The organism is Microvirga sp. CF3016, from assembly GCF_036314085.1.
Classification (GTDB): domain Bacteria; phylum Pseudomonadota; class Alphaproteobacteria; order Rhizobiales; family Beijerinckiaceae; genus Microvirga.
In genome coordinates this window covers 33,617-56,379 of sequence record NZ_JAYGGM010000005.1, presented here as the reverse complement: position 1 = coordinate 56,379, position 22,763 = coordinate 33,617, and the positions used below count along the sequence as shown (strand labels likewise).

The window sequence follows — 22,763 nt, the reverse complement described above, 5'->3', positions numbered from 1 at the left end:
CAAGCCTGCGATGTCCCTCCCTGGCGCCGAAACGATACAAAGCTACGGCCATATGCCGCACGAGTTCCGTATGGATATCCTGTTACAGGAAAATAAGCTATGCGCTTCAAACTTACGAGCTTCATTGGATTCGACAAGAATGGCACGAAAGATCGGCTCTCCGGGCAGGAATTTCCTCGAAGGAACGGGCGTTTCCGACACCCTCTACGGCGACAGCAGCGGCACGCTCAGCTCGCGCACGGCAGGCGGCGACGCGCTCCATGGCTACAATGGAGCGGATTACCTCTACGGCGACGTGCGAAATCTACGGCTCACAGGGCGCGGCGGATCCGACACGATCTGGGCCGGGTTCGACGGCGACACCGTCTATGGTGATTCCTACACCATGAGCTCCTCGTCGGCCGGTGGCTCCGATAGGATCTGGGGCGAGTCCGGATACGACAGGCTTTATGGGGACACCCGCACCATGTCGGGCTCCGCAAGGGGCGGAGCGGACAGGCTGTATGGCGGCCATGACGACGACAGCCTTTTCGGCGATGCCTATACCTTGTCGTCGGCGACGACCGGCGGCGCCGACGGGCTTTACGGCGACAACGACAGGGATAGCCTTTACGGCGATGCGTATACCATGACCGGCTCCGCCACCGGAGGCGCGGATTTCCTCGATGGCGGGAACGACGACGACCAACTCTACGGGGACGCCTCCACGTTGAAGGGTGGAGCGAGAGGAGGGACCGATACGCTCAGCGGCGACAGCGGACGGGATACGCTCTACGGGGATGCGCGTTCCCTGATCCATTCCGGGATCGGTGGGCATGACACGCTCAAGGGCGGCGGCTCCGAGGACATCCTCTATGGCGACGGCTACGAGATGCGCAACGGCGCGGTCGGCGGGGCTGACTGGCTCTCCGGCGGATCGAGCAACGATCGGCTCTACGGGGATGCCTATGCGCTCTACGACGGAGCAATCGGCGGGGCCGATTACCTGTCGGGAGAAAGCGGCAACAACACGCTTTGCGGCGACGCGTACAGCATGTTCGCCTCCTCGGCGGGCGGAAACGACAGTCTCTACGGCAGCACGGGCAGCGACACGCTCTATGGCGATGCCCTGTCCCTCAACGATCAGAGCCGTGGCGGGCACGACTATCTCAGCGGAAGCTCCGGCAACGACGTGCTCTATGGCGATGCTCAGGTCACGAGCGCCTTTGCGGGCTACGGCAACGACACCCTGGTCGGCGGCAGCGGGAACGATCGCTTGGTCGGCGACTCCGCCTATGGCGGCACCGGCGCCGATTATCTGAACGGGGGATACGGGAACGACACCATGGACGGCGGCGGCGGACGCGATCTCTTCGCGTTTGATCTGTCCTCCGGCCAGGATACGATCCAATACTTCCGGCCAGGGGAGGATCAGATCGACCTGCGCGCCTGGCGCTTCGCCTCCTTCGACAGCCTCACGATTGCCGATCGGACAGGCTACTCCCTCGTCCATCTGTCCGGGACGAGCCACTCCATCAAGCTTGAGAACGTGACGAAGGCCCAACTCTCGGCCGCCGATTTCGTCCTATGACGGCAGAAGGCCCGGAGGGTGCCCAGAGGGTATCCGGGCCTTCTTGAGCCGACGTCCTGCCGCCCATCAGGCGTACAAGCGCTTTCAAGGAATTCGCCACGCGAAGGAGTCTTCGTGGGACCACTCAGTGCTGCGCCACATTCAACGGGATCGACAACAGGACATTGCCCGCCTCGTCGACGACCTCAAGGTGCCAGCCGCTCCAATCGACCTCGTCGGCTTCGCCTTCCTGCCGCAACTCCTGAATGGCTTTGAGGGCCTGATAATGCGCGGCTTCGACATCCGAAACTTCGATCCCAGCCTCGTCGACGATCCGTTCGTGCGTGTGCACAAGATGAAAGTAACAGTGCACGACAGGATACCTTGGAAATTGTCACTTAACCGCCGAGCCGCAGCTTGACCCGAAATCTGACTTTAGATGAGCAGCTTCCCTGATCGGACGCAAGGTGAGTTTTCTCCTTCTCAGACAATCAGCCGGTGAATCCGCCCTGAATGGTTCAACCGAGAGGCTCTGACCGAGCTTGCTGGAAATCTAGTTTTCAAGCCGAGCTACACTGCCCTGCTTGCCTCATGAACAGCGCTCCGGTGGCTCACCGGAAAGACCGCCCACCCGGATGGCCCTTCCTGCGAGACGCTCGAACGGCTAGAACGGAATGTCGTCGTCGAGGTCATTGTAACGGGAACCGCCCCCGCCTCCCCCGCTGCCTCCGCCGCCAAAGGATGGGGCCGGACGGCGATCCTGCGCGGGCGATCGTCCGAAGTCTCCGCCGCGGGCGATCTGGCCCGGCTCCTCGTCGCCGAGCTCGGAGGCCCCACCGCCGCGGCTGTCCAGGATCGTCAGCTCGCCGCGGAAGCGCTGCAGCACCACCTCGGTGGTGTACTTCTCCTGGCCGCTCTGATCCTGCCACTTGCGCGTCTGCAACTGGCCCTCAACGTACACCTTCGAGCCCTTCTTCAGGTACTGCTCGGCCACCCGGGCCAGGTTCTCGTTGAAGATCACCACCGAGTGCCACTCGGTCTTCTCCTTGCGCTCGCCCGTGCCCTTGTCCTTCCACGTCTCCGACGTGGCAATCCGCAGGTTCACCACCGGCTCCCCGTTCGACAGACGCCGCACCTCCGGATCCCGCCCCAGATTGCCCACCAGGATCACCTTGTTCACACTGCCCGCCATCGGAGCCACTCCTCGTTCACATGAGGCTGTTCTGGGGCCAAGGGCGGCAGGCGGCAAGTGAGCGGGGACGTTCTGCACAGGCCTGTCCCCAGATTCGATGTCGCTGCCCTTCCCTCGGCCAGGACGGAACAGGAAGAGTATCGTCCATCAGCCGACTGCCAAAGTGTCCCAAACAGAAAGCCTGCAGGCAGGGCCTGCAGGCTCGATCCCATGTCGGCCGATCAGACCTCGAAGAAGTCGCCGGCATCCACGAACTTCAGTGCCTTCCGGTCGAGCTTGGCGACCACCACCGCCTTGCCCTTGCCCGTGCCGTCCGCATCGTAGAGCACGTCTCCCGAGGATTTCACGACGATCCGGTCGTCCTTGTCATGCGCCGCGTTACCCTTCCAGAACGCCTTCTTGTCGATCCTCACGGCCAAGTCGAGCGATCCCACCTTCTTGCTCAGACCTTTGAAGATGGCGTCGTCCAGGTAGATCTTGTCGGCGCGGCCGTTGAAATCAGTGATCCGGTCGACGTGCTTGGCCCGGCCGACCATCGGGGCGGCGTCGAACACGAAGGCATCGGAGCCGTCTCCGCCGGTCAGGGTATCGCGTTCCCCCTGGCCGAACAGCATGTCGTCGCCCGCGTCGCCCGCGACGTTATCGCTGCCTTCGCCGCCTGTCAGATTGTCGTTACCGAGGCCGCCCGCGATGGCATCGTTGCCGGCCTGGCCGGACAGCATGTCGTTGCCGGCCTCGCCTTTCATGGAATCGTTGAAGCGCGAGCCGTAGTACCGGTCGTCTCCCGCCGTGCCCGTAAGAGTCACGCCCGTCTGGCGCAGGTCCACGATCTGGCCGTGAACGCTGAAGCCGAAATCGTCCCAATCGGCGATATAACTTTTCCAGGTCACCGCGAGGCGGCCATCGGCCAGGGCCGTGACGTCCAATGCTTCGCCATGCCCTGACTGGCCATCTTCGTAGGAACGACCGACGATCGTGTCGGCGCCGACACGCGTGCCGCTGCCATCGAACGCCGAGACGCGAACATCGGCGAAGTTCCTGCCGTCAATGTCGTCGATGTAGGCTACGGCGAACCCGCCATCGGCCAGGGCCGTGAGAGAGACCGATTGGCAGCCGCTCAGGCCGGGAGCGCTCAACAGTAGCTCGCCTCCGCTCTTGCTGCCGTCCGGATTCAGGATCTGGCCCTTGATCTGAGAGGGGGCTTCAGCGGTTCGGTGGTCGATCTCCCTCCAGACCACGATAACCCGACCGTCCGAAAGTTTGGCGACAGCGGGCATGCTGTCGGCTCCGAGTGTCACGGTGAACTCAGTCGCACCGACCGGGGTGCTGCCGTCGTTGTTGCGGATATAGCCGGTGATCGTTCCACCTTCTCCGGAGAAGGCCATATACCGATCCTGCAGTCCGATGACCTCCATACCGCGGCTCCGGGAGACCATCGCTTCGGAACCGAGTTTCTGCAGGTTGGCATCGAAACTCTGAATAAAAGTGTCGGATATGCCATAATTGGCAACGGCGAACCCGCCGTTCGACAGGGCCGTGAGCCCAAAGTCGTCGTTGCCGCTCCCGATCACCTCGAAGTCGTTGCCGATCGGGGTTCCATCCGCCTTGAAGGCACGAGCCCGCACACCGGAACCTAGATCACTGTGCCACGCCACGACGAAGCGGCCGTCGTTCAGCATCGCCACCTCAGGATACGCCTGCGAGCCTGATGCGGAGGCACTGATGAGGAACTCGCCGCCCTTCTTGCTGCCGTCGGCATGAAAAAACTGCCCTCGGATGGCGCCTTCGTCCGTATCCGAGTTGGCATCGTTCGAATCCACCCAGACCGCCAGGAAGGACCCGTCCTTGAACGAGCACAGCTTGGGATTGAACTGATCATCTCGGGTTGTAGAGTTGACCGGAAAGGCCGGTCCCCATGCGGTAGAGGTTGTCATCGTATAGCCCTTTTGTCTGGGCCCCCGCTAAGACCGATTTGTTATCTTGTTTCGCAGGAACTAGGTAAGCTCGGCCGTTCGGCAAGAGGCGCGAGGGCGGAAAGGTGCAACAATGTGCCAAATCGCATATCGATCAGCCTCATTCCTCAACGTAAAGGCTACTGGAAGACGTGCGCCCACTTGGAGTTCTGTCGCGGTTTTGCCTGAGTCCTGAATCTCACCCGCACTTCACTCCAGCGGGTGCGGCCGGGCTTTAGGCCCCGAAATCCCCCTCAGAGCGCGAAAAAGCCATTGGTTGTTACAAACAGCAGTTGCTTGATACGAAATAACATGTCATGAGCGCCGCCGATAATCGGAGGAACATATGACCACCTACCGCATCACCACGAAGAAGAAGGCCATGAAGGGGACCAAGCTGCAGGACTCCTTCTTCGGTTCGAAGTTCAAGGACATTTTCGACGGTCTGGCCGAGGACGACTACATCTTTGGCGCCGACGGCAATGACAACCTGACCGGCGGCGGCGGCAATGACGAAATCCAGTCCGGCACCGGATCAGACAAGGCGCTCGGCGGGCTGGGCAACGACGATCTTTACGGTGGCCTGGGCAATGACAAGCTCTATGGCGATGAAGGCAATGATTACCTTTACGGTGATGAAGGCAACGACGCCCTCTATGGCGACGAGGGCCGGGACAACTTCTCGGGCGGAGAGGGCAACGACAAGCTCTTCGGCGACGAGGACCAGGACTACCTCTATGGTGGCGAGGGCGACGACAGGCTCTTCGGCGGTGAACACGACGATTCTCTGTTCGGCGCCGAAGGCAACGATCGACTGGACGGTGGCAAGGGCGACGATCAGCTGAACGGTGGGGTCGGCAGCGACTATCTGTCCGGCGGGGCCGGCGACGATTCCCTCAACGGTTGGGATCCTTTCGTCTCCACGGACCCCAACATGCCAGCCCCCCCTCCGGGCAGGGACAGGCTCCTGGGAGGGGACGGCAACGATATGATCTCGCCCGACAACGAAGACTATGCCCTTGGCGGAAAAGGCGTGGACACGCTCGATCTCAGTATTCACGGCGTTTCATCCAACCGCGTGGTTTATTCGCTCGACTTCTCGAAGGCCACTGGCAAGAAGGCGGTCGATATCGGCTACCAGGGCATCAGGGCCGGACAGTTCGAGAAGGTCAATGCCTCGATCTCCGGCATGGATATCGGGAGCGTCATCAACGGCACGAAGGGCAACGATACGATCCATGGATCCGGCAAGGCCGGCGTGATCAACGGCGGTGCAGGCGATGATACCCTTTCGGCAAGCCAGTATAGCATCGACACCCCGGAGGGGGTTGGGATCGTCCTCGACGGCGGCAAGGGCGACGACAAGCTCTATGGCGGCAGAAATGTCACCCTCGTCGGCGGCGCAGGCGACGACCAGTTCATCCTGACGGACTACGTGCAAAGCACCATCGCGGACTTCTCGGGCAAGGACTACTTCCTCGTCCGGACCAGCACCTTTGAGTATTACGATTCAGTTTCAGATAAGGACGTCATTCCCACCTTCGATATGGTGAACCCGCTTGTTGTCGGAACCGATCCAAAGGCCACCTCGACCCTGGGGCAGTTCCTATACGACACGGACGATGGCAAGCTCTACTGCGATATCGACGGGACCGGGACGAAATTCAATCTCAGTCTCGTGGCAACCCTGACCAACAAGGCGGCCGTTGACCCTTCGGACTTCATTTTGGTCCTCTGAGACCGGCCCTCCACCACCCGAAGGCCCGCCCCCGGCGGGCCTTTTCTTTTTGCCTGGACGGCACCACAGCTCCGCTTGCTCCCCGTACCCTCTTTGTTCTAGGATCAAACACCTGGAATCATCCGCCGCATTGCACCGGCGGGCGAGGCATCACATATGCGGGGACCGGCCCGAGCGGCTGGATTTCCTCAAAAGGCTTGCGGGCAATGGCTAAACTCGACGATCTGTTCAACCGCGCGAAGGCGGGAGACCCGGATGCACGCGTCATCTCCGTCCGGGGCGCGCGGGAGCACAACCTCAAGAACGTCGACCTCATGGTTCCCCGGGACAAGTTCGTGGTCTTCACCGGCCTGTCCGGCTCCGGCAAGTCGTCGCTCGCCTTCGACACGATCTATGCCGAGGGCCAGCGCCGCTACGTCGAGTCCCTCTCTGCCTATGCCCGCCAGTTCCTGGAGATGATGCAGAAGCCGGACGTGGACCAGATCGACGGCCTCTCGCCGGCCATCTCCATCGAGCAGAAGACCACCTCCAAGAACCCGCGCTCGACGGTGGGCACCGTCACCGAGATCTACGATTACATGCGCCTGCTCTGGGCGCGCGTCGGCATCCCCTATTCGCCCGCCACCGGCCTGCCCATCGAGAGCCAGACCGTGTCCCAGATGGTCGACCGGGTGCTGGAGCTGCCGGAGAAGACTCGTCTCTACCTGCTGGCCCCCGTCGTGCGCGGCCGCAAGGGCGAGTACCGCAAGGAAATCGCCGAGTTCCAGAAGAAGGGCTTCCAGCGCCTGAAGATCGACGGCGAGTACTACGCCATCGACGAGGCCCCTGCCCTCGACAAGAAGTTCAAGCACGACATCGACGTAGTGGTGGACCGCATCGTGGTCCGCGCCGACATCGCCGCCCGCCTGTCGGAATCCTTCGAGACGGCGCTCGAACTCACCGACGGCATCGCGATCATCGAATATGCCGACGAGAGGGACGAGAAGGGCCAGGCGAAGCGCATCGTCTTCTCGTCCAAGTTCGCCTGCCCGGTCTCCGGCTTCACGATCCCCGAGATCGAGCCGCGCCTGTTCTCGTTCAACAATCCCTTCGGTGCCTGCCCGACCTGCGGCGGCATCGGCCATGAAATGCGCATCGACGAGGCCCTCGTGGTGGACGAGAGCCTGTCGCTCAAGCGCGGCGCCATCCTGCCCTGGGCGAAGTCGACCTCGCCCTATTACGGCCAGACGCTGGAGGCGATCACCAAGCATTACAAGGCTTCCATGACGAAGCCCTGGGAAGAGCTGCCCGAGAAGGTGCGCGACGTCATCCTCTACGGATCAGACGGTGAATCCATCCGCATGGCCTATGACGACGGCCTGCGCGCCTATGAGGTCAGGAAGCCCTTCGAGGGCGTAATCCCCAATCTGGAACGCCGCTACAAGGAAACGGAAAGCGACTGGGCGCGGGAAGAAATCGGGCGCTTCATGAGCGAGACGCCCTGCGAGGCCTGCGGCGGCAAGCGCCTGAAGCCGGAAGCGCTCGCGGTGAAGATCGCGGGCTCCGACATCGGCGACGCCACGGCCCTGTCCGTCAAGGACGCGCATCTCTGGTTCGGCGACCTGTCCAAGAAGCTGACCAAGAAGCAGAACGAGATCGCCGGCCGCATCCTCAAGGAGATCCGCGAGCGCCTCACCTTCCTGGTCGATGTGGGCCTGGAGTACCTGACGCTCGCCCGCTCGTCCGGCACGCTCTCGGGCGGCGAGAGCCAGCGCATCCGTCTGGCATCCCAGATCGGCTCCGGCCTCACGGGCGTGCTTTACGTGCTCGACGAGCCCTCCATCGGCCTGCACCAGCGCGACAACGAGCGCCTGCTCGTCACCCTCAAGCGCCTGCGCGATCTCGGCAACACCGTGATCGTGGTAGAGCATGACGAGGACGCGATCCTCCACGCGGATTACGTGTTCGACATCGGCCCCGGCGCCGGCATCCATGGCGGCCAGATCGTGGCCGAGGGCACGCCCGACGAGGTCATGAAGAACCCGAAGTCGCTCACCGGCAAGTACCTCACCGGCGAGATGTCCGTGAAGGTGCCTGCTAAGCGCCGCAAGCGCGACCCGAAGCGGATGCTGAAGGTCGTCGGCGCGAAGGGCAACAACCTGAAGGACGTGACCGCGGAGATCCCGCTCGGCACCTTCACCTGCATCACCGGCGTGTCCGGCGGCGGGAAGTCGACGCTTGTCATCGACACGCTCTACAAGGCGGTGGCGCGCAAGCTCAACGGCGCCCTGGAGCACCCGGCGCCCTTCGACCGCATCGAAGGTCTGGAGCATCTCGACAAGGTCATCGACATCGATCAGTCGCCCATCGGCCGCACGCCGCGCTCGAACCCGGCAACTTACGTCGGCGCCTTCACGCCGATCCGCGAGTGGTTCGCAGGCCTGCCCGAGGCGAAGGCGCGCGGCTACCAGGCCGGGCGTTTCTCCTTCAACGTCAAGGGCGGCCGCTGCGAGGCCTGCTCCGGCGACGGCGTAATCAAGATCGAGATGCACTTCCTGCCCGACGTCTACGTCACCTGCGACGTGTGCAAGGGCAAGCGCTACGACCGCGAGACCCTGGAAGTGAAGTATCGCGAGAAATCCATCGCCGACGTGCTCGACATGACGGTCGAGGAGGCCCGCGAGCTGTTCAAGGCCGTGCCGTCGATCCGCGAGAAGATGCAGACCCTCGCCCGCGTCGGCCTCGACTACGTGCATGTGGGCCAGCAGGCCACCACGCTTTCCGGCGGCGAAGCGCAGCGCGTGAAGCTCTCGAAGGAACTCTCCAAGCGCGCCACCGGCCGCACGCTCTACATTCTCGACGAGCCGACGACGGGCCTGCACTTCCACGACGTCGCGAAGCTGCTCGAGGTGCTGCACGAGCTGGTCGACCAGGGCAACACGGTTGTCGTCATCGAGCACAATCTCGAGGTCATCAAGACCGCCGACTGGGTGATCGACATGGGCCCCGAAGGCGGCAGCGGCGGCGGCCAGATCGTGGCGCAGGGCACCCCCGAGGACATCGCCGAGTCCAAGGCCAGCCACACCGGCCGCTTCCTCAAGGAAGTGCTGCAGCGCAGACCCTTGAAGAAGGAGGCTGCTCCAAAGGACGCAGCCAGGAAGGCGCCGGCGAAGAAGGTCAAGAAGGTGACGCGGCAGGCGGCGGAGTGAGCCGCCTCGCCACATGCGTACGCGAGGGGTATCTTTCTTGGCTGGCGCATCCGCTGGCGTCATCACCGGCCTCGTGCCGGTGATCCCGATCCGACATGCGCGGCGTTTCACATCATCGGGATGGCCGGGACAAGCCCGGCCATGACATGAGGTACGTGGCCAGCCGATTCTACGACCGATGCTTCAGCAAAATCTTCGTATGACGGAGCCCGCCTAAGACCCCTTCAGCTCATCCTCGAGCATGATCTCGTAGGGCGATGTGTCGATGGCCGCGGGGCCGGCATAGGGATGGCTGAGCGCCAGGATGAAGTAGAGCGCAAGGCCTGTATAGGCTCCGTACACGGACAGGATGGCGATGTGTACGGGATTGGCCGGGAACACGAGGAAGAACCCGACGATGATGGCGAACCCGGTCAGAGCCATCCACCAGAACAGGCTGGGAAGCCCGCGATGAGCCAGGGAAAGGCGCGCCTTCCGGTGGTCCTGAAGCTCGTCCATGTTCATGATCATCCGGGCGCGAAGGGATTGCTGCTGCGGCGTCTCGGCCTTCAGGTCGAGAATGCCCATATCGAGCGCGTTATAGGCCTGTCTTGCCTCTCGGCTGCCCCTCGGGTGGGCGGCTGAGCGCCATTCGTTCTGCAGCACGGCCGACACGTAGTCGGCAAGCTGGCTTCTCAGGGTATCCTTCACCGGCCCGTTCCACTGGTTCAGCTCCAGCACGATGTGCTCGATCGCCGTAATCTCCTTGGAAACCTCCTGCTGCAGGTTCGTATGCGTGGACTGCGCCTCCGCGAAGACGAGTGCCAGGATGAGACCATGGACCGTGCCGATGCGGACAGCGACCGTTTCGGCCACGTCACGGGTCTTCGTCGGCAGCTCCTCGCTGAACAGCCGGCGCAGCAGGACGAACGGAATCGCCGAGGCGGCGATCGCAATCAGCATCGCGAGGATCGCACCCAACCAGGCGGGAAGCTGCAGAATGGCCGTCGTCATGGCTGCTCCTGAATCCTGCGTGCCTCCTGATCGCCCGCTTTGGTCTCAGCCGCACAAAAGAGCATGACGTATCCATACACGCCATAGCTTTTCCGGCGTATCCCGGCTCAGAGGGCCGACCGGGTTCGATCGGGCATGAATGTCAATCCTAGCCTTTTGAGCCACTTGCCCGCCCTGCCTATCGGCGCGATCATCCCTGCCTTTCACGGTGGAGGAGACGATGGGCGCCACCGATTCCGCCTTTGCGGGCTCTATTCCGGCGATCTACGAGCAATATCTCGGCCCCCTGCTCTTCGAGCCGTTCGCCGAGGACATGGCGGCGCGGCTGCGTGACGTCGTGCAGGGCCGGGTCCTGGAGACGGCCGCCGGAACGGGCATCGTCACCCGCGCCTTGGTCAAAACCCTGCCACCCGGCCTCCCGATCATCGCGACCGACCTCAATCAAGCGATGCTCGATCTCGCGGCCAAGCGGCTGCAGGCCGACAACGTGACATGGCGGCAGGTCGATGCGCAGTCGCTGCCGTTCGAGGATGCCTCTTTCGACGCGGTCGTCTGCCAGTTCGGGGTCATGTTCTTTCCCGACAAGCTGACAGCCTATCGCGAGGCCCTGCGCGTGCTCAAACCCGGCGGTCGCTTCGTGTTCAACGTCTGGAACTCCCTCGACCACAACGAGGTCAGCCGCATCATCTCGGACATTGCGGGTAAAGCCTTTCCCGACGATCCGCCCCGCTTCATCGAGCGCGTGCCCTTCGGCTATTTCGATCCGGACCGGATTCGCGGCGAGGTGCAGCAGGCGGGGTTCGAGAACGTGCAGATCGAAGTGGTCGAGAAGACCACGAGCGCCCCCTCCTCCCGCGAGCCCGCGACGGGACTTTGTCAGGGCACGCCCCTGCGGGCCGAAATCGAAGCCCGCGCCCCCGATCGCCTGGAAGAGATCACGGCCAAGGCGAGCGAGGCCCTCATCGCACGCTTCGGACCGTCCTCGGTCGAAAACCGCATGAGCGCGCTCGTGGTGACGGCCTGGCGCTAGCGTCTGGCGCACGCCCATCGACTCCAAAAGGCGCGACTTCCATGGGTCGCGCCTCCTGGTCGTCACGGCTCGTTTTTCAACGAGCGGACACCCGGCTCATCAGACGGCAGAGCGCCTGCATGTCGGAATCGTACCCGTCCGGCGAGGCCGAGACCATGGCGCAGCTGCGACGCAGCTTCACGCGCTCCTCCTCGCTCATGGTGCGGAGCTCCGCCCGGAGGCGTTCCGTCTGACCGGGTCTGCCCGGCCGGTTGGGGTCGACGCTTCCCGTCGAGGACGGGTTGCGCACGCCGCCCGTTCCCGTGGAGCCTGGATTGATGAGACCGCCCGTTCCGCCGACGCCACCGCTTCCGCCGGTGCCACCGGTACCCGTGCCTCCACCGTTGCGCGTGCCCCCGCCGATCCCGACGTCGACCCCCACATCGATGCCGTTGGAACCGCCAACGTTGGCACCGACGCCGGCATTGACCCCGTTGGAGCCCCCGACATTCGCACCGAGACCGGCGGTGACTCCATCGGATCCGCCGATGGCGGCGCTACCGCCTGCACTCACGCCCGAAGACCCGCCGACATTGGCTCCCAGGCCTGCACTGACCCCGCCCGAGCCTCCGACATTCGCGCCGGCTCCGGCGGAGACTCCGCTCGCCCCACCGATATTGGCGCCGCCGCCGGCCGTCACTCCGTTCGAACCGCCCACATTGGCCCCGGCACCGGCCGAGACGCCGCTCGTACCTCCTACATTGGCGCCAGCACCCGCGTTCACGCCGCCCGTTCCGCCGATGCTGGCCCCAAGACCGGCCCCGATCCCGCTGCTGCCGCCGACATTCGCCCCGAGGCCTGCAGAGACCCCTCGATCTCCACCGATGCTCACGCCGAGCCCTGCACCGATGCCGTCAGACCGTCCGCCCCGGTCGCGGGCCTCAGCCGGCTGCCAGACCAAGGAAGAAACCAGAAGTACTGTCGCTCCACAAACCGAAGTTCTGTAACCGAAGCCAAACAACCGTCCACGCGAATCCATCTCTATACTCCCTCGGAGGTACCCTGTTGGGGCCTTCGCATGAAAAGACTCTGGTTTAAGGAAGTTAGTTCCACAGTTTTGAATATTTATTAGAACGAATACTTATATTATTGGTGCACATGATACAACGTGCTGTAAAAGATATGTAAAATGCTATATCATTTCACGATTATACTTTAATCGTAAAGTCAGCAGAAGTTTTGCTGTAAGTATTGAGTTTTCGACGATGGCCTTGGTCTCAGGCCGAGCACCGCCTTCAATGCACCGTGTTGTTCAAGGGCATGGAATGCAGGAGCGTACCCTGCGGACAAACGATATCGAGGCGCCATCCGGACCAATCCTCGATGTCCATGCCGATCTCGTGGCGCAGCTCGGTGATGGCTAGGAGCGCCTGAACCTTGGCGTTTTCCAAGTCATGGACTTCGATCCCTGAATTGTCGACGATCTCTTCATAGTCGTTCACGAGGTGAAAGAAGCAGCGCATGGTTGGACTGTCACCCCCGCAATCAGGTTGAAAACTGCTAGCGGCTTTTGCCAGCAAAGTGAAGCGTTCTTACGCTTCTGGCGATCATTCGCCTTTGGTCGAAGCCTCGCCTACGGGGTCGAAACTGTCCAGCGCAACCCAACCGACATCAGGCCGTGAAACCGGCACGAGGTAAGCTTGACCACCCTCGATCCGCTCGATCCTGCACGTGATCGCCCTCTGGTCTCCAGGAGGACGATAGACCACAACCGCCCCGACCTGGATCTGGTCCGGGTTGCCCGAAATCGGGGGCTCGGGTACGTGTGCCGCTTCAGGAGATTGCACATCGGCCGGGCCGCCATTGGCAGCCCTGACCCGGTCGAGGGCTGCAATCGCCAGTCTCGCCCGGTCCCGGTACCGCTCGCCCACAGAGCGCAGGAGAGCGCCACGCGTGCGCCCGGGATACCACGAGGTCCCGCCGGCCTTCGCCAGTTCCTCTGCAACGGCTTCAATCTCTTCGTCTGTCACGCCCGCCCCCAGACATCGTGTGCCACCCATAGGAACCATTGCACAACCTGCTTGAAGAGAGCTTAACGCAGAGTAATGCCAGAGTTGAATATCAGAAATAGCCGCCTACTAAAACCCTAGTACTTGGGCTTGAAAGCCCGGGCTGAAAAAGGCCATCATATCAGGGCCAATTCGATAATATCCTATATGATCGGCCGGCGCTCCGATACGAAAAGCCGATCCGCTTTCGACGAGGTGGATTAGTCTCACGTCGAGGACTCTGAAGCGACGAAGTAAGGTTCATCCGTGCGCGCGGAAGCGGCTTAAACAAGATGCGACATGGGGATGCGTTCAACGCCTTCATCCATGGCCTTGGCAACACAATACAGGCTTCATGCCTGCTCTCATGCAGAAACCGTCCGCTTGAGACGGCACTCTTTTGCCAGTCACAGGATCGTCAGCGTTCGGATGCAACTCAATGACAGATGATCGCTCGACCTCACGAGGGTTCGCTTTATGCCGACAGTTTCCCCATCGAAGTTCATTACTGAAGCAACCCGCGACAATTTCAGGCTTGCAGCCGGGAGTTATTCAATCGACGGCGAATGACCGGTCTCCGAATTGTTCGCACGATAAACTTTAGGGTAATTTTCTAGCCGGCGAGTGAATTGTCCTTCCTTCATGATGACTACCTCCTATGTCGGTCAATCCTCAAGAATAGCCCGCCAAAACTCTGACAAAGCTGGTTATGCAGGCTGGCCTCCTTTTCGAACGAAGGATTGTCTGCATGGCCTTGTTTATCAGTGCTTCGGATTTTGGCGCCAAAGCCAATGACGCATTAGACGATACGGCTGCCCTCAATGCCGCCGTCAAAGCAGCGCATGACGCCTATCTCAAGAACCCCTCCGCAGGGCGTGTGACAGTCCTTCTGCCGACCGGCACCTTGCTCGTCAAAGGCAATGGCGACAAGAGCGACGGTGCGGTGGAAATGCTCAGCGGCACGGCCCTGCAAGGCGCCGGCATGGGACAGACGATCCTCAAAGTCGCCGACGGATGGTCGGGCAACATCACCGGCGTGGTGCGTACCCCATTCGACGCGGTGACGAGCAATGTGGGCGTCTTCGATCTGAGCATCGACGGAAATCGCGACGCGACTACGGGCAAGATCGACGGCTTCTATACAGGCGTCAAACCAGGAAGCCCGCTGCAGGACAGCGACATTCACGTCGCGCGGGTGGAGGTGATGGATTGCTCTGGCTATGGGTTCGACCCGCACGAGCAGACCCTTCGGCTGACAATCGAGAGCAGCGTGTCTCATGGCAACGGGCTCGACGGCTTCGTGGCCGATTACATCGTCAACGGCATCTACCGGAACAACACCGCTTACGGCAACGACCGGCATGGCTTCAACATCACCACCACGACGACCGGGCTCCTCCTGGAGAACAACATCGCCTACGGCAACGGGTCGGCCGGGGTGGTCGTGCAGCGCGGATCCGAAAACATACCTTGGCCCAGCAATGTCCAGATCGTGGGTGGCCAGTACTACGGCAACCTCAAGGAAGGGGTCCTGCTCAACATGGCCGCCAATGTCCTCGTGGACGGCGCCATGATCTTCGGCAACCAGGGCAACGGCGTTCGGATCGAAGGCTCCACCGGGACGGTTGTTCAGAACAGCCGCATCTTCAACAACGCCCAGGCCGGGGACAACCAACTCGACGAGATCAGCATCCGCATGCGTCTCGACGCGACCACCGGGCTGACCTATTACTCCACGAACACCCAGATCCTCAACAACACGATCTACTCCGACGGTGCGATCGATGCCCGTTACGGAATCCGCGAGGAAAGCACGAACACCCTCGCCGGCGATACCGGCATTCGGCTCTTCGGCAACGTGATCACCGGCATGGATTCGGGCGAGATCTTCACCCTGCGGCAGGCGTGGATCGGGTCGGCGAAATCCAACTCGTTCAAGGGCACGGGACAGGACGAAGCCTTGAGCGGCCGCTCGGGCAACGACACCGTTCGGGGCATGGGCGGCAACGACTATGTCTTCGGGGATGGCGGCAACGACAAGCTTTATGGCGATTCCGGCAAGGATTTCGTCTTCGGCGGCAACGGGCGTGACAGCCTCAGCGGCGGCTCCAGCAACGACGTTCTGAGCGGCGATGCCGGCCGTGACACCTTCATCTTCAACACCAAGCTCGGAAGCTCCACGTCGGATCGGAAGGTCAACTTCGACGCGATCGTCAATTATTCGGTGCGGGACGACTCGATCTGGCTCGACAACGCCATTTTCCGGAAGCTCGGATCGGGCTCCTCCGCCAATCCTATCAAGCTCGATGCGGAGTTCTTCAGCGCCGGGAACAGGCACAAGGATCAGAACGACTATGTCCTCTACAACAAGAAGACGGGCGTTCTCTCCTATGATTCCGACGGGTCCGGCTCACGCAAGCCGGTGGAATTCGCGCAGCTCAAGAAGGGACTTGCCCTCAGCCATAATGATTTCTTCGTCGTCTGAGGCTCCGTCTCTTCCACGCTCAAGCTGAAACCCTCTGCCCTGCCCTCCGTTGAGCCTCCATGGCGAAACAGGAGCACCATCATGGGTTTGCTTGATCAGGTTCTTGGCAATGTTCTCGGCGGACGTGCGGGCGGCGGAACGATGGGCGGTGGCTTCGGCGGCCGGTCGGGCGGAGGCGGCATGTCGCCCATCATGATGGCCGTTCTGGCCCTCCTCGCCCAAAAGGCTATGAGCGGCCGCGGGACCACCGGCGGTGGAGGCCTGGGCGATCTTCTCGGCGGAGGCTCCGGAGGTCTGGGTGGCGGGCTGGGCGGTCTGCTCGGCGGCGGATCGGGAGGCCTCAATGGAGGAATCCTCGCAGGAGGCCTCGGCAGCCTGATCGACAGCTTTACCCGCTCCGGACACGGCGACATCGCCAATTCCTGGGTGGGCCCGGGCGACAACCGGCCGATTGCGCCGAACCAGCTCGCGGACGCGCTCGGCCCCGAGACCGTCGATCAGCTGTCGCAGCAGACCGGAATGCCGCAGCAGGATCTGCTCTCGGAACTGTCCCATGTGCTGCCGGGCGTGGTCGATCAGCTCACTCCGCAGGGCCGGCTGCCGCGGGAGGACGAGTTCGATCGTTACTGACGCAATTCCGTCAGGCTGCGATGACGATGTTGCGCCCGCCGCGCTTGGCTTGATAGAGCGCGGCGTCCGCACGCCGGAGCAGCGTTGCGGGATCGAGGCCAGAGCCGGTGACGCAGCCGACGCTGACGGTCACCGTGGCCGAGCCGCCAAGGGCGTCGGCGCCGGCCGTGGAGAAGGCGTGCCGGATCCGCTCCGCCATAAGCGCCGCTTCGCGGGCCTCCAGCGGCAGGATCGCGCCGAATTCTTCGCCCCCCAGCCGGCCGAACGTGTGCTGCGGCAGATGGTTCGCCAGCACCTCTCCGAAGATCGTCAGAATCCGGTCACCGGAATCGTGGCCGTAACGGTCGTTGATGGCCTTGAAGTTGTCGAGGTCGAACAGCAGGCAACTCGCCGGCTTGTTTCCGAGCCGTTCGAGGAGCCGGGACGCGTTCTCCATGAAGGCGCGCCGGTTGGGAGCACCGGTCAGCGGATCCACGAGCGCCGCTTGCTTGTACTCGAACTCGACGCACTCCTTGGCCATGGACAGGAACATGAAGGCGAGCGTCGGCCCGAACATGACCAGCAGAAGCGCCATGGAGGGCGACCACCGGCTGGCGAAGGTGTCGATCCAAGCGACGGAGGTCAGGCCGAGCCCGAGCATTCCTCGGGACAGGTTGAAGGCGGCGAGCCCCAGCAGAAGCACGACCGCGACCCGTGAGGAGGCCAGCGGCCGCGCAGCATGGCGCCCGAGCTCCCACGCCGACAGGGACGAGTAGGCAAAGGTGATCAGGGACGCGACGATCAGCCGATACCCGTGCGAGCTGTAGATGAACGGGAAAGCCCCCGCCCAGACAACCACTCCGGCAAGCGTCGCCGTGACAGGCGCGGGGCGGCCGTTGAAGATCCGGCAGCCTGTGTACAGGACGCCGTAGCACAGCAGGGCCATGGCGTTCGCAACGAGCAGGATCGCATAAGCCGGCTGGCCCTTGGCGAGATTGGCCGAACCGATCCCAACCGCAATGAGCCAGAAGGCACTGCCCCACCATGCGAGCGCCTTGACCTTGCGGTTCAGCACCCAGGAGAAGAGCAACAACGTCCCGAGCACTGCCGAAAGCAGCACGAAGGCGACGGTGAGCGTGGCAGGATCAAGGACCATCGAAGCGGCTGCCGTGGAGTTCGACCGGACGGCCGCAGTCACACGCCGCGGCTCATTCCGCAGCGGAATGCATGCCTAGGCTATCTCCCATCCGCTCGGCGATGTCCAGAACCTTCCCCTGCGGCGGATCAGACTGACCGGTCATGGAAGCGCCTGGAACGAAGGCATAGCCGGAGCATTTTTCCTCACACGGCAACCGACAGGGAGACTTTCATGGGCCTGTACCACCGTCACGGCGTCCAGAGCACGGCGGCTATCGCCGGCCATCCGCTTCATCACATGCTGATCGTCTTCCCCGTCGCCTTCCTGATCGGGGCCTTCGGAACGGACATCGCGTTCCTCGCAACCCAGGATGCCTTCTGGGCTCAGGTCTCGTATTGGCTCCTGATCGCGGGCATCGTCACGGCTCTCGTCGCCGCCATCCCGGGAATGATCGACTTCGTGACCATCGATCGCGTGCGCAACGTATGGGTCTCCTGGGCCCACATGGTGGCCAATCTGGTGGTGGTGGCCTTGGCCCTCATCAATGTCGGCGTCCGTTTGGACGATCCTGCTGCCGGCGTCCAGGGCTGGGGCATCTGGCTGTCAGGGATCCAGACCGCTCTCCTCCTGTTCAGCGGCTGGCTCGGCGGCGAACTCGCCTACCGCTACGGCATAGGCGCCATCCGGGACTACAGCCCCAAGGCCGAGCAGTTCCATGTGGAGGTGGACCGGGCGGACGTTGCCGGGTCCTATGGGCGGCGGACCGGTTCGGGCGGCGCCTGAGTCCGCCAAGGCGCATTGCCTTGCCATGGCCGGATCGAGGCCGCTACACTCACGCCTGTCATGAAGCGATGCGTCCTCGCCCTCGTCCTATCCGGCCTCGCACTCACCGGCGAGGCATGGGCGGCTTCGTCCTGCCCGCCGGGCTTTGCCATGCTTCAGTCCTCCGACACCTGCGTGCGGATCAGCGGGCGCGTGCGAGCGGACGCACTGGTCGGCACATCGCGGCTGCGCTCCGCCGATTCCTATGGCACGCAGGCGAGCGGACGCGTGCAGCTCGATGTGAGAAAGAAGACGGAATACGGCCCGCTGCGGGCCGTCATATCGGTAGGGAACCTCAGGCGCTGATCACAAGATACGAGAGCGCCCGAAGGCGCTCTCTCATCCTACGCTAGTAGCCATCATCATAATACTCTTCGCGGTAATAGCTCCGCCTCGGCGTGTCGTAGGTCCTGTAATAGGACCTGTCATAGGTCCGATAGGTCGGTCGCGCCGTGGCCGCGAGTGCCCCGCCGAGGATCGCGCCGGTCACACCGGCCGCAATGGCGGCATTGTTGTTCCGTCTCTGGACATAGTAGCGCTGGGCCTTGTGGTTCTTGTAGTGGCCATAGGCATGGCCCTTGCCCTTGCCGGGGCGGGCATCCGCCGCGCCGCTGAAGGACGTCGCTGCCAAGAGCGCCACACTGACTGTCACCAAAAGCTTTTTCATCGTCGGACTCCGAAACGCGAATGGAAGCCGATGGTCGGGAAAGAGCTCAGACCCTTCCCCGACCATTGCAGTTGTTGCCGTTACTGGTTCGGGGTGCTGCTGCCCTGCGAGGAAGAGCCACCCTGCTGCGGCAGGCGCATATTGGTGGAGTTGCTGCCGGAAGTGGACGTGTTGCCACCCGAGTTGCTGTTCACGTCCGTCCGGCTGCGGGTCGAGACCGTCCCGGTCGTTTCAGGCGCGCTCGAGCGCGTCCGGCTCGTCGAAACATTCACATCGTTCGACCGGCGCTGCTCGACCGACACGCCGACGCTCGGCGAAGTATCCTGCGTCCGGCGAACCGTGGTGCGGCTGCGCACCGAAACGCTCGGCTCGTTGACCTCTTCATAACGGCGCACGGTCCGGCGACGAACCTCCACCGGTTGATCCTCGACGACCTGGTACCGGCGCTTCTTCGACACGACCTTGTTGGTCCGCTTGGTCTTCTTCACCGCGACCTTCTTGGTGGGCTTCTTCTTCACCACCGTGCGGCGGATCTCGGTATCGGGCTCCTCGTAGGTGGTCACGCTGCGGCGGCGGGTCACCGAGACGCTCGGCTCCTCGACCTCGCGCACCGTGCGGGACCGGACGGAGACGCCGGAGCGCTCGCGGGTCTCGATGCCGACGCGGGTGCCGGATTCCTCGCGATTGCGCACATTGATCTGTGCACCGGAACTCTCGCTGCGGGTTGCACCCGTCGTCTCGGTCTGCGTCCGGCTGCTGCTGCCGGACTGGTTGCGCAGCAGCGTGTTCGAGTCCGAGGACGATTGCGACGTCGTGCCGGTGTTGGTGGTCGAATTCGTCTGCGTCGAAGTTTGTGCGTAGGCCGCGCTGCTCAGCAAGAGAAGGGCGGCACCGAGAGCAATTTTCTTCACGGGACCATCTCCATAACAGTAAAGGTGCGAGATGAACGCCGACCTGTGGAGACTGTTCCCAATAACATTAAGTAACTGATCTTATATGCGAGATGAGAGGCGAAGATGAACAAATGTTCAAGAAACAACACGCTCACGATCCTCAAGCACAGGCGCACAGGAGCAACTTGCATCCTAAACCAACTCTTTACCATCGCCATGAACGCCGAGCGTCGGACTCATACAGCTTAAGTTCACGTTCATCGTTCTAGCTTAACGGTGTCTATTGTTTTCATCGGAACAGTGCAGCCATGGCGGTTTTTCAGGCGTTCAACGCAGCGGGTGTCGGCTTCAACATGTCGAGCACCGACAGTTCGGGCTGGGCGTTCATCGGGGCTAATCCTTCGGTTACGACGGTGCTGGCCTATGACGACGGTGCGGTTGCCGAATACGACGTCTATGGCAGCCCCCTGGTGGATTTCTTCACCGCCCGATATTGGAGCGACGGCTACACCGTCGTCATCGACGACCTTGTCTATGAGAACGATGGCCAAGCCATCCTCTCCATCGAGAACCTGGATCTCTATACGACGGTTGATGAGCTTCAGGGCTATGCCTGGTATGTGACCCTCAACGGAGGTCACGATACCTTCTACGGCAACGACTACGACGACATCATCCGCGCCGGGTTGGGCAACGACGTCGTCTATTCCTATGACGGCGACGACATCGTTCACGGCGACAGCGGGGCCGATAAGCTCTACGGGCTCTGGGGCGCTGACGACCTGTATGGTGGGACCGGCCGCGACGTTCTGAGCGGCGGGGGTGGCAGCGACTACCTCAGCGGCGGCAAGGACAGCGACACCCTGACGGGCGGTTCCGGCAAGGATTATTTCGTCTTCGACACGAAGCCGTCCAGAAGCAACGTCGACCGGGTGACCGATTTCCGGTCGAGCGACGATACGATCATGCTCGACGGCCACGTCTTTACCCGGGCGGGACGCGACGGCTGGCTGTCCGCCGGGGCCTTCACCACCGGCTCGGGCGCTCGGGATTCCTCCGATCGGATCATCTACAACAAGCAGAGCGGCGCCCTGCTCTACGATGCCGACGGCATCGGGGGCGCCTCGGCCGTGAAGTTCGCTCAGCTGAACTCAGGCCTGAGCCTGTCAAAGTCGGACTTCTTCATCTTTTAGCTTGAGCTCAAGATATCGGGAGACGGCCCTGGAAACAGGGCCGTTTGCGTTTCCGGGCCCGATACTTCCAATGGCAAGCCATTCCCGCTCCGCAAAGCGGTTAACGTGGCATTAGGACGGTATGCTACTAAAGCATAACAGACCTCAATAATCGCCACTCCTCTTTTGCATCGCACACAATTATATCCGCACTGCAAACGCAAGAACAAAGGCCACCGGTCGAAGGGGCCGGTCACTGTTTAGGAGCTTCCCATGTTCGTTTCTTACATCCTGTCTAAAGTCCGTGCTTACATGCGTTATCGTGAGACCGTCCGTGAGCTGTCGCTGCTCTCCGACCGTGAGCTCGACGATCTCGGCATCTCTCGCTTCCAGATCGAGAGCATCGCTCGCCAGAACGCTTTCGCGTAAGACTTCGCTGCATCGCAGCAAAAGGCCCTAGCCCGCCCTCCGGCGGGCTTTCGCTTGTCTGGGGCTCACCGGCCGCCTGACACGGGAAGGTTGGCTCCCGTGATGTAGGATGCGGCGTCCGACATCAGGAACAGCACAGCCTCGGCGATCTCCTCTGGCTCGCCGATCCGGTTGAGCGGGATGTGAGGCCGGATCCGCTCCAGGCGACCGGCGTCCTGGGTGCTGCGCTCGTGGATGTCGGTCTTCGTCATGCCAGGCGAAACGGCATTGACCCGGATACCCTCCCCGGCCAGTTCCTTGGCCAATCCGATCGTCAGCGAGTCGACTGCGCCCTTGGAGGCGGCATACCAGACATATTCGTTGGGGCTGCCCAGGCCCGCGGCGACCGACGAGATGTTGACGATGGTCCCGCCCGAACCGCCTCGGCTGGTGGAGAGCCGCCGCGCCGCCTCGCGGGCCACCCAGATCGCGCCCAGCACATTGACGTCGATGCAGGTCCGGATGGTGTCGGCCGCTGCCGCCTCCAACCTGCTCGACTTCCCCGTGATCCCGGCATTGTTGACCACATGGGCGACAGGCCCCAGCGCAGCCTCCGCTTCGTCGAACATCCGGACGACATCCGCTTCGACGGCCACGTCGCCTTGGCACGCCATGGCAGCCGCTCCTGACGCCCGACAGGCGGCAAGGACCTGCTCGGCCGCCTCGCGCTCGGACCGATAGGTGATAGCGACATCGTAGCCGCGAGCCGCCGCGAGCTGCGCCACCGCCGCCCCTATGCCGCGGCTGCCGCCTGTAATAAGAGCAACGGGACGCCTGGATTGCATGGCGTTCAAGCCTTTCCAAAAGTAAACCGGCTCAGCTTGACCAGGGCTCCCGAGG

General features: G+C 62.5%; 21 protein-coding genes. 10 read left to right on the top strand and 11 right to left on the bottom strand.

Features of this window, described 5'->3' with window-relative positions:
• Nucleotides 1-139 precede the first annotated feature (139 nt).
• A complete protein-coding gene (locus VB672_RS08650; RefSeq protein ID WP_329783785.1) occupies nt 140-1,570 on the top strand; it encodes a calcium-binding protein in 1,431 nt (476 codons plus the stop codon).
• A gap of 124 nt (nt 1,571-1,694) precedes the next feature.
• Here the strand turns inward: VB672_RS08650 and VB672_RS08645 are convergent, their stop codons facing one another.
• From VB672_RS08645 to VB672_RS08635, 3 genes are all read right to left on the bottom strand, one after another.
• A complete protein-coding gene (locus VB672_RS08645) occupies nt 1,695-1,922 on the bottom strand; it encodes a DUF6894 family protein (RefSeq protein ID WP_329783784.1) in 228 nt (75 codons plus the stop codon).
• 291 nt (nt 1,923-2,213) lie between these two features.
• Nucleotides 2,214-2,741, bottom strand: a complete 528-nt coding sequence (gene ssb / locus VB672_RS08640; protein ID WP_329783783.1) for a single-stranded DNA-binding protein — start codon at nt 2,739-2,741, stop codon at nt 2,214-2,216.
• Nucleotides 2,742-2,962: 221 nt separating this feature from the next.
• The gene (locus VB672_RS08635) at nt 2,963-4,675 is read right to left on the bottom strand and encodes a calcium-binding protein (protein ID WP_329783782.1); all 1,713 of its coding nucleotides are present in this window, start codon (nt 4,673-4,675) and stop codon (nt 2,963-2,965) included.
• A 364-nt stretch (nt 4,676-5,039) separates the two neighbouring features.
• On the opposite strand from VB672_RS08635, the gene VB672_RS08630 reads away from it, so the two are divergent.
• Together VB672_RS08630 and uvrA are read left to right on the top strand one after the other, a co-directional pair.
• Nucleotides 5,040-6,431: a calcium-binding protein gene (locus tag VB672_RS08630; protein ID WP_329783781.1), complete on the top strand. Its 1,392-nt coding sequence runs from the start codon at nt 5,040-5,042 to the stop codon at nt 6,429-6,431.
• 206 nt (nt 6,432-6,637) lie between these two features.
• Entirely contained in the window at nt 6,638-9,619 is a 2,982-nt protein-coding gene (gene uvrA, locus VB672_RS08625; protein ID WP_329783780.1) for an excinuclease ABC subunit UvrA, read from the top strand.
• Between the two features lie 213 nt (nt 9,620-9,832).
• Here the strand turns inward: uvrA and VB672_RS08620 are convergent, their stop codons facing one another.
• On the bottom strand, nt 9,833-10,612 hold the full coding sequence (locus VB672_RS08620) for a bestrophin-like domain (protein ID WP_329783779.1): 780 nt from the start codon (nt 10,610-10,612) through the stop codon (nt 9,833-9,835).
• 220 nt (nt 10,613-10,832) lie between these two features.
• Here VB672_RS08620 and VB672_RS08615 point away from each other — a divergent pair, with 220 nt between their 5' ends.
• Nucleotides 10,833-11,642 carry a class I SAM-dependent methyltransferase gene (locus VB672_RS08615; protein WP_329783778.1) on the top strand — a complete coding sequence of 270 codons (810 nt, stop codon included), beginning with the start codon at nt 10,833-10,835 and terminating at the stop codon, nt 11,640-11,642.
• Nucleotides 11,643-11,718: 76 nt separating this feature from the next.
• Here VB672_RS08615 and VB672_RS08610 read toward each other — a convergent pair whose 3' ends face one another.
• From VB672_RS08610 to VB672_RS08600, 3 genes are all read right to left on the bottom strand, one after another.
• On the bottom strand, nt 11,719-12,582 hold the full coding sequence (locus VB672_RS08610) for a hypothetical protein (RefSeq protein WP_329783777.1): 864 nt from the start codon (nt 12,580-12,582) through the stop codon (nt 11,719-11,721).
• A 334-nt stretch (nt 12,583-12,916) separates the two neighbouring features.
• Nucleotides 12,917-13,144 carry a DUF6894 family protein gene (locus tag VB672_RS08605; RefSeq protein WP_329783776.1) on the bottom strand — a complete coding sequence of 76 codons (228 nt, stop codon included), beginning with the start codon at nt 13,142-13,144 and terminating at the stop codon, nt 12,917-12,919.
• Between the two features lie 84 nt (nt 13,145-13,228).
• Nucleotides 13,229-13,651 carry a hypothetical protein gene (locus VB672_RS08600; RefSeq protein ID WP_329783775.1) on the bottom strand — a complete coding sequence of 141 codons (423 nt, stop codon included), beginning with the start codon at nt 13,649-13,651 and terminating at the stop codon, nt 13,229-13,231.
• 766 nt (nt 13,652-14,417) lie between these two features.
• Between VB672_RS08600 and VB672_RS08595 the strand changes: the two genes are divergently transcribed.
• Both VB672_RS08595 and VB672_RS08590 read left to right on the top strand, forming a co-directional pair.
• Nucleotides 14,418-16,154: a glycosyl hydrolase family 28-related protein gene (locus tag VB672_RS08595; RefSeq protein ID WP_329783774.1), complete on the top strand. Its 1,737-nt coding sequence runs from the start codon at nt 14,418-14,420 to the stop codon at nt 16,152-16,154.
• Nucleotides 16,155-16,235: 81 nt separating this feature from the next.
• The gene (locus VB672_RS08590; protein ID WP_329783773.1) at nt 16,236-16,784 is read left to right on the top strand and encodes a YidB family protein; all 549 of its coding nucleotides are present in this window, start codon (nt 16,236-16,238) and stop codon (nt 16,782-16,784) included.
• A 10-nt stretch (nt 16,785-16,794) separates the two neighbouring features.
• Here VB672_RS08590 and VB672_RS08585 read toward each other — a convergent pair whose 3' ends face one another.
• Entirely contained in the window at nt 16,795-17,919 is a 1,125-nt protein-coding gene (locus VB672_RS08585; RefSeq protein WP_329783772.1) for a GGDEF domain-containing protein, read from the bottom strand.
• A gap of 213 nt (nt 17,920-18,132) precedes the next feature.
• Here VB672_RS08585 and VB672_RS08580 point away from each other — a divergent pair, with 213 nt between their 5' ends.
• The gene (locus VB672_RS08580; protein ID WP_329783771.1) at nt 18,133-18,684 is read left to right on the top strand and encodes a DUF2231 domain-containing protein; all 552 of its coding nucleotides are present in this window, start codon (nt 18,133-18,135) and stop codon (nt 18,682-18,684) included.
• Nucleotides 18,685-18,744: 60 nt separating this feature from the next.
• Nucleotides 18,745-19,029, top strand: a complete 285-nt coding sequence (locus tag VB672_RS08575) for a porin (RefSeq protein WP_329783770.1) — start codon at nt 18,745-18,747, stop codon at nt 19,027-19,029.
• Between the two features lie 43 nt (nt 19,030-19,072).
• On the opposite strand, the gene VB672_RS08570 is transcribed toward VB672_RS08575, so the two are convergent.
• Nucleotides 19,073-19,390, bottom strand: coding sequence for a hypothetical protein (locus VB672_RS08570; RefSeq protein ID WP_329783769.1), 318 nt, complete (start codon nt 19,388-19,390; stop codon nt 19,073-19,075).
• 80 nt (nt 19,391-19,470) lie between these two features.
• Nucleotides 19,471-20,301, bottom strand: coding sequence for a hypothetical protein (locus tag VB672_RS08565; RefSeq protein WP_329783768.1), 831 nt, complete (start codon nt 20,299-20,301; stop codon nt 19,471-19,473).
• A 290-nt stretch (nt 20,302-20,591) separates the two neighbouring features.
• Here VB672_RS08565 and VB672_RS08560 point away from each other — a divergent pair, with 290 nt between their 5' ends.
• On the top strand, nt 20,592-21,476 hold the full coding sequence (locus VB672_RS08560; protein ID WP_329783767.1) for a calcium-binding protein: 885 nt from the start codon (nt 20,592-20,594) through the stop codon (nt 21,474-21,476).
• A 252-nt stretch (nt 21,477-21,728) separates the two neighbouring features.
• A complete protein-coding gene (locus VB672_RS08555; protein WP_329783766.1) occupies nt 21,729-21,884 on the top strand; it encodes a DUF1127 domain-containing protein in 156 nt (51 codons plus the stop codon).
• 65 nt (nt 21,885-21,949) lie between these two features.
• On the opposite strand, the gene VB672_RS08550 is transcribed toward VB672_RS08555, so the two are convergent.
• Nucleotides 21,950-22,708 (bottom strand): glucose 1-dehydrogenase, encoded by a 759-nt coding sequence (locus VB672_RS08550; protein WP_329783765.1) that lies wholly within the window; start codon nt 22,706-22,708, stop codon nt 21,950-21,952.
• Nucleotides 22,709-22,763 lie beyond the last annotated feature (55 nt).

Coding starts and splice junctions, on each gene's coding strand:
- VB672_RS08650 (WP_329783785.1), top strand. CDS start 140: ATGGCACGAAAGATCGGCTCTCCGGGCAGGAATTTCCTCGAAGGAACG.
- ssb (WP_329783783.1), bottom strand. CDS start 2,741: ATGGCGGGCAGTGTGAACAAGGTGATCCTGGTGGGCAATCTGGGGCGG.
- VB672_RS08635 (WP_329783782.1), bottom strand. CDS start 4,675: ATGACAACCTCTACCGCATGGGGACCGGCCTTTCCGGTCAACTCTACA.
- VB672_RS08630 (WP_329783781.1), top strand. CDS start 5,040: ATGACCACCTACCGCATCACCACGAAGAAGAAGGCCATGAAGGGGACC.
- uvrA (WP_329783780.1), top strand. CDS start 6,638: ATGGCTAAACTCGACGATCTGTTCAACCGCGCGAAGGCGGGAGACCCG.
- VB672_RS08620 (WP_329783779.1), bottom strand. CDS start 10,612: ATGACGACGGCCATTCTGCAGCTTCCCGCCTGGTTGGGTGCGATCCTC.
- VB672_RS08615 (WP_329783778.1), top strand. CDS start 10,833: ATGGGCGCCACCGATTCCGCCTTTGCGGGCTCTATTCCGGCGATCTAC.
- VB672_RS08605 (WP_329783776.1), bottom strand. CDS start 13,144: ATGCGCTGCTTCTTTCACCTCGTGAACGACTATGAAGAGATCGTCGAC.
- VB672_RS08595 (WP_329783774.1), top strand. CDS start 14,418: ATGGCCTTGTTTATCAGTGCTTCGGATTTTGGCGCCAAAGCCAATGAC.
- VB672_RS08590 (WP_329783773.1), top strand. CDS start 16,236: ATGGGTTTGCTTGATCAGGTTCTTGGCAATGTTCTCGGCGGACGTGCG.
- VB672_RS08585 (WP_329783772.1), bottom strand. CDS start 17,919: ATGGTCCTTGATCCTGCCACGCTCACCGTCGCCTTCGTGCTGCTTTCG.
- VB672_RS08580 (WP_329783771.1), top strand. CDS start 18,133: ATGGGCCTGTACCACCGTCACGGCGTCCAGAGCACGGCGGCTATCGCC.
- VB672_RS08575 (WP_329783770.1), top strand. CDS start 18,745: ATGAAGCGATGCGTCCTCGCCCTCGTCCTATCCGGCCTCGCACTCACC.
- VB672_RS08570 (WP_329783769.1), bottom strand. CDS start 19,390: ATGAAAAAGCTTTTGGTGACAGTCAGTGTGGCGCTCTTGGCAGCGACG.
- VB672_RS08560 (WP_329783767.1), top strand. CDS start 20,592: ATGGCGGTTTTTCAGGCGTTCAACGCAGCGGGTGTCGGCTTCAACATG.
- VB672_RS08555 (WP_329783766.1), top strand. CDS start 21,729: ATGTTCGTTTCTTACATCCTGTCTAAAGTCCGTGCTTACATGCGTTAT.
- VB672_RS08550 (WP_329783765.1), bottom strand. CDS start 22,708: ATGCAATCCAGGCGTCCCGTTGCTCTTATTACAGGCGGCAGCCGCGGC.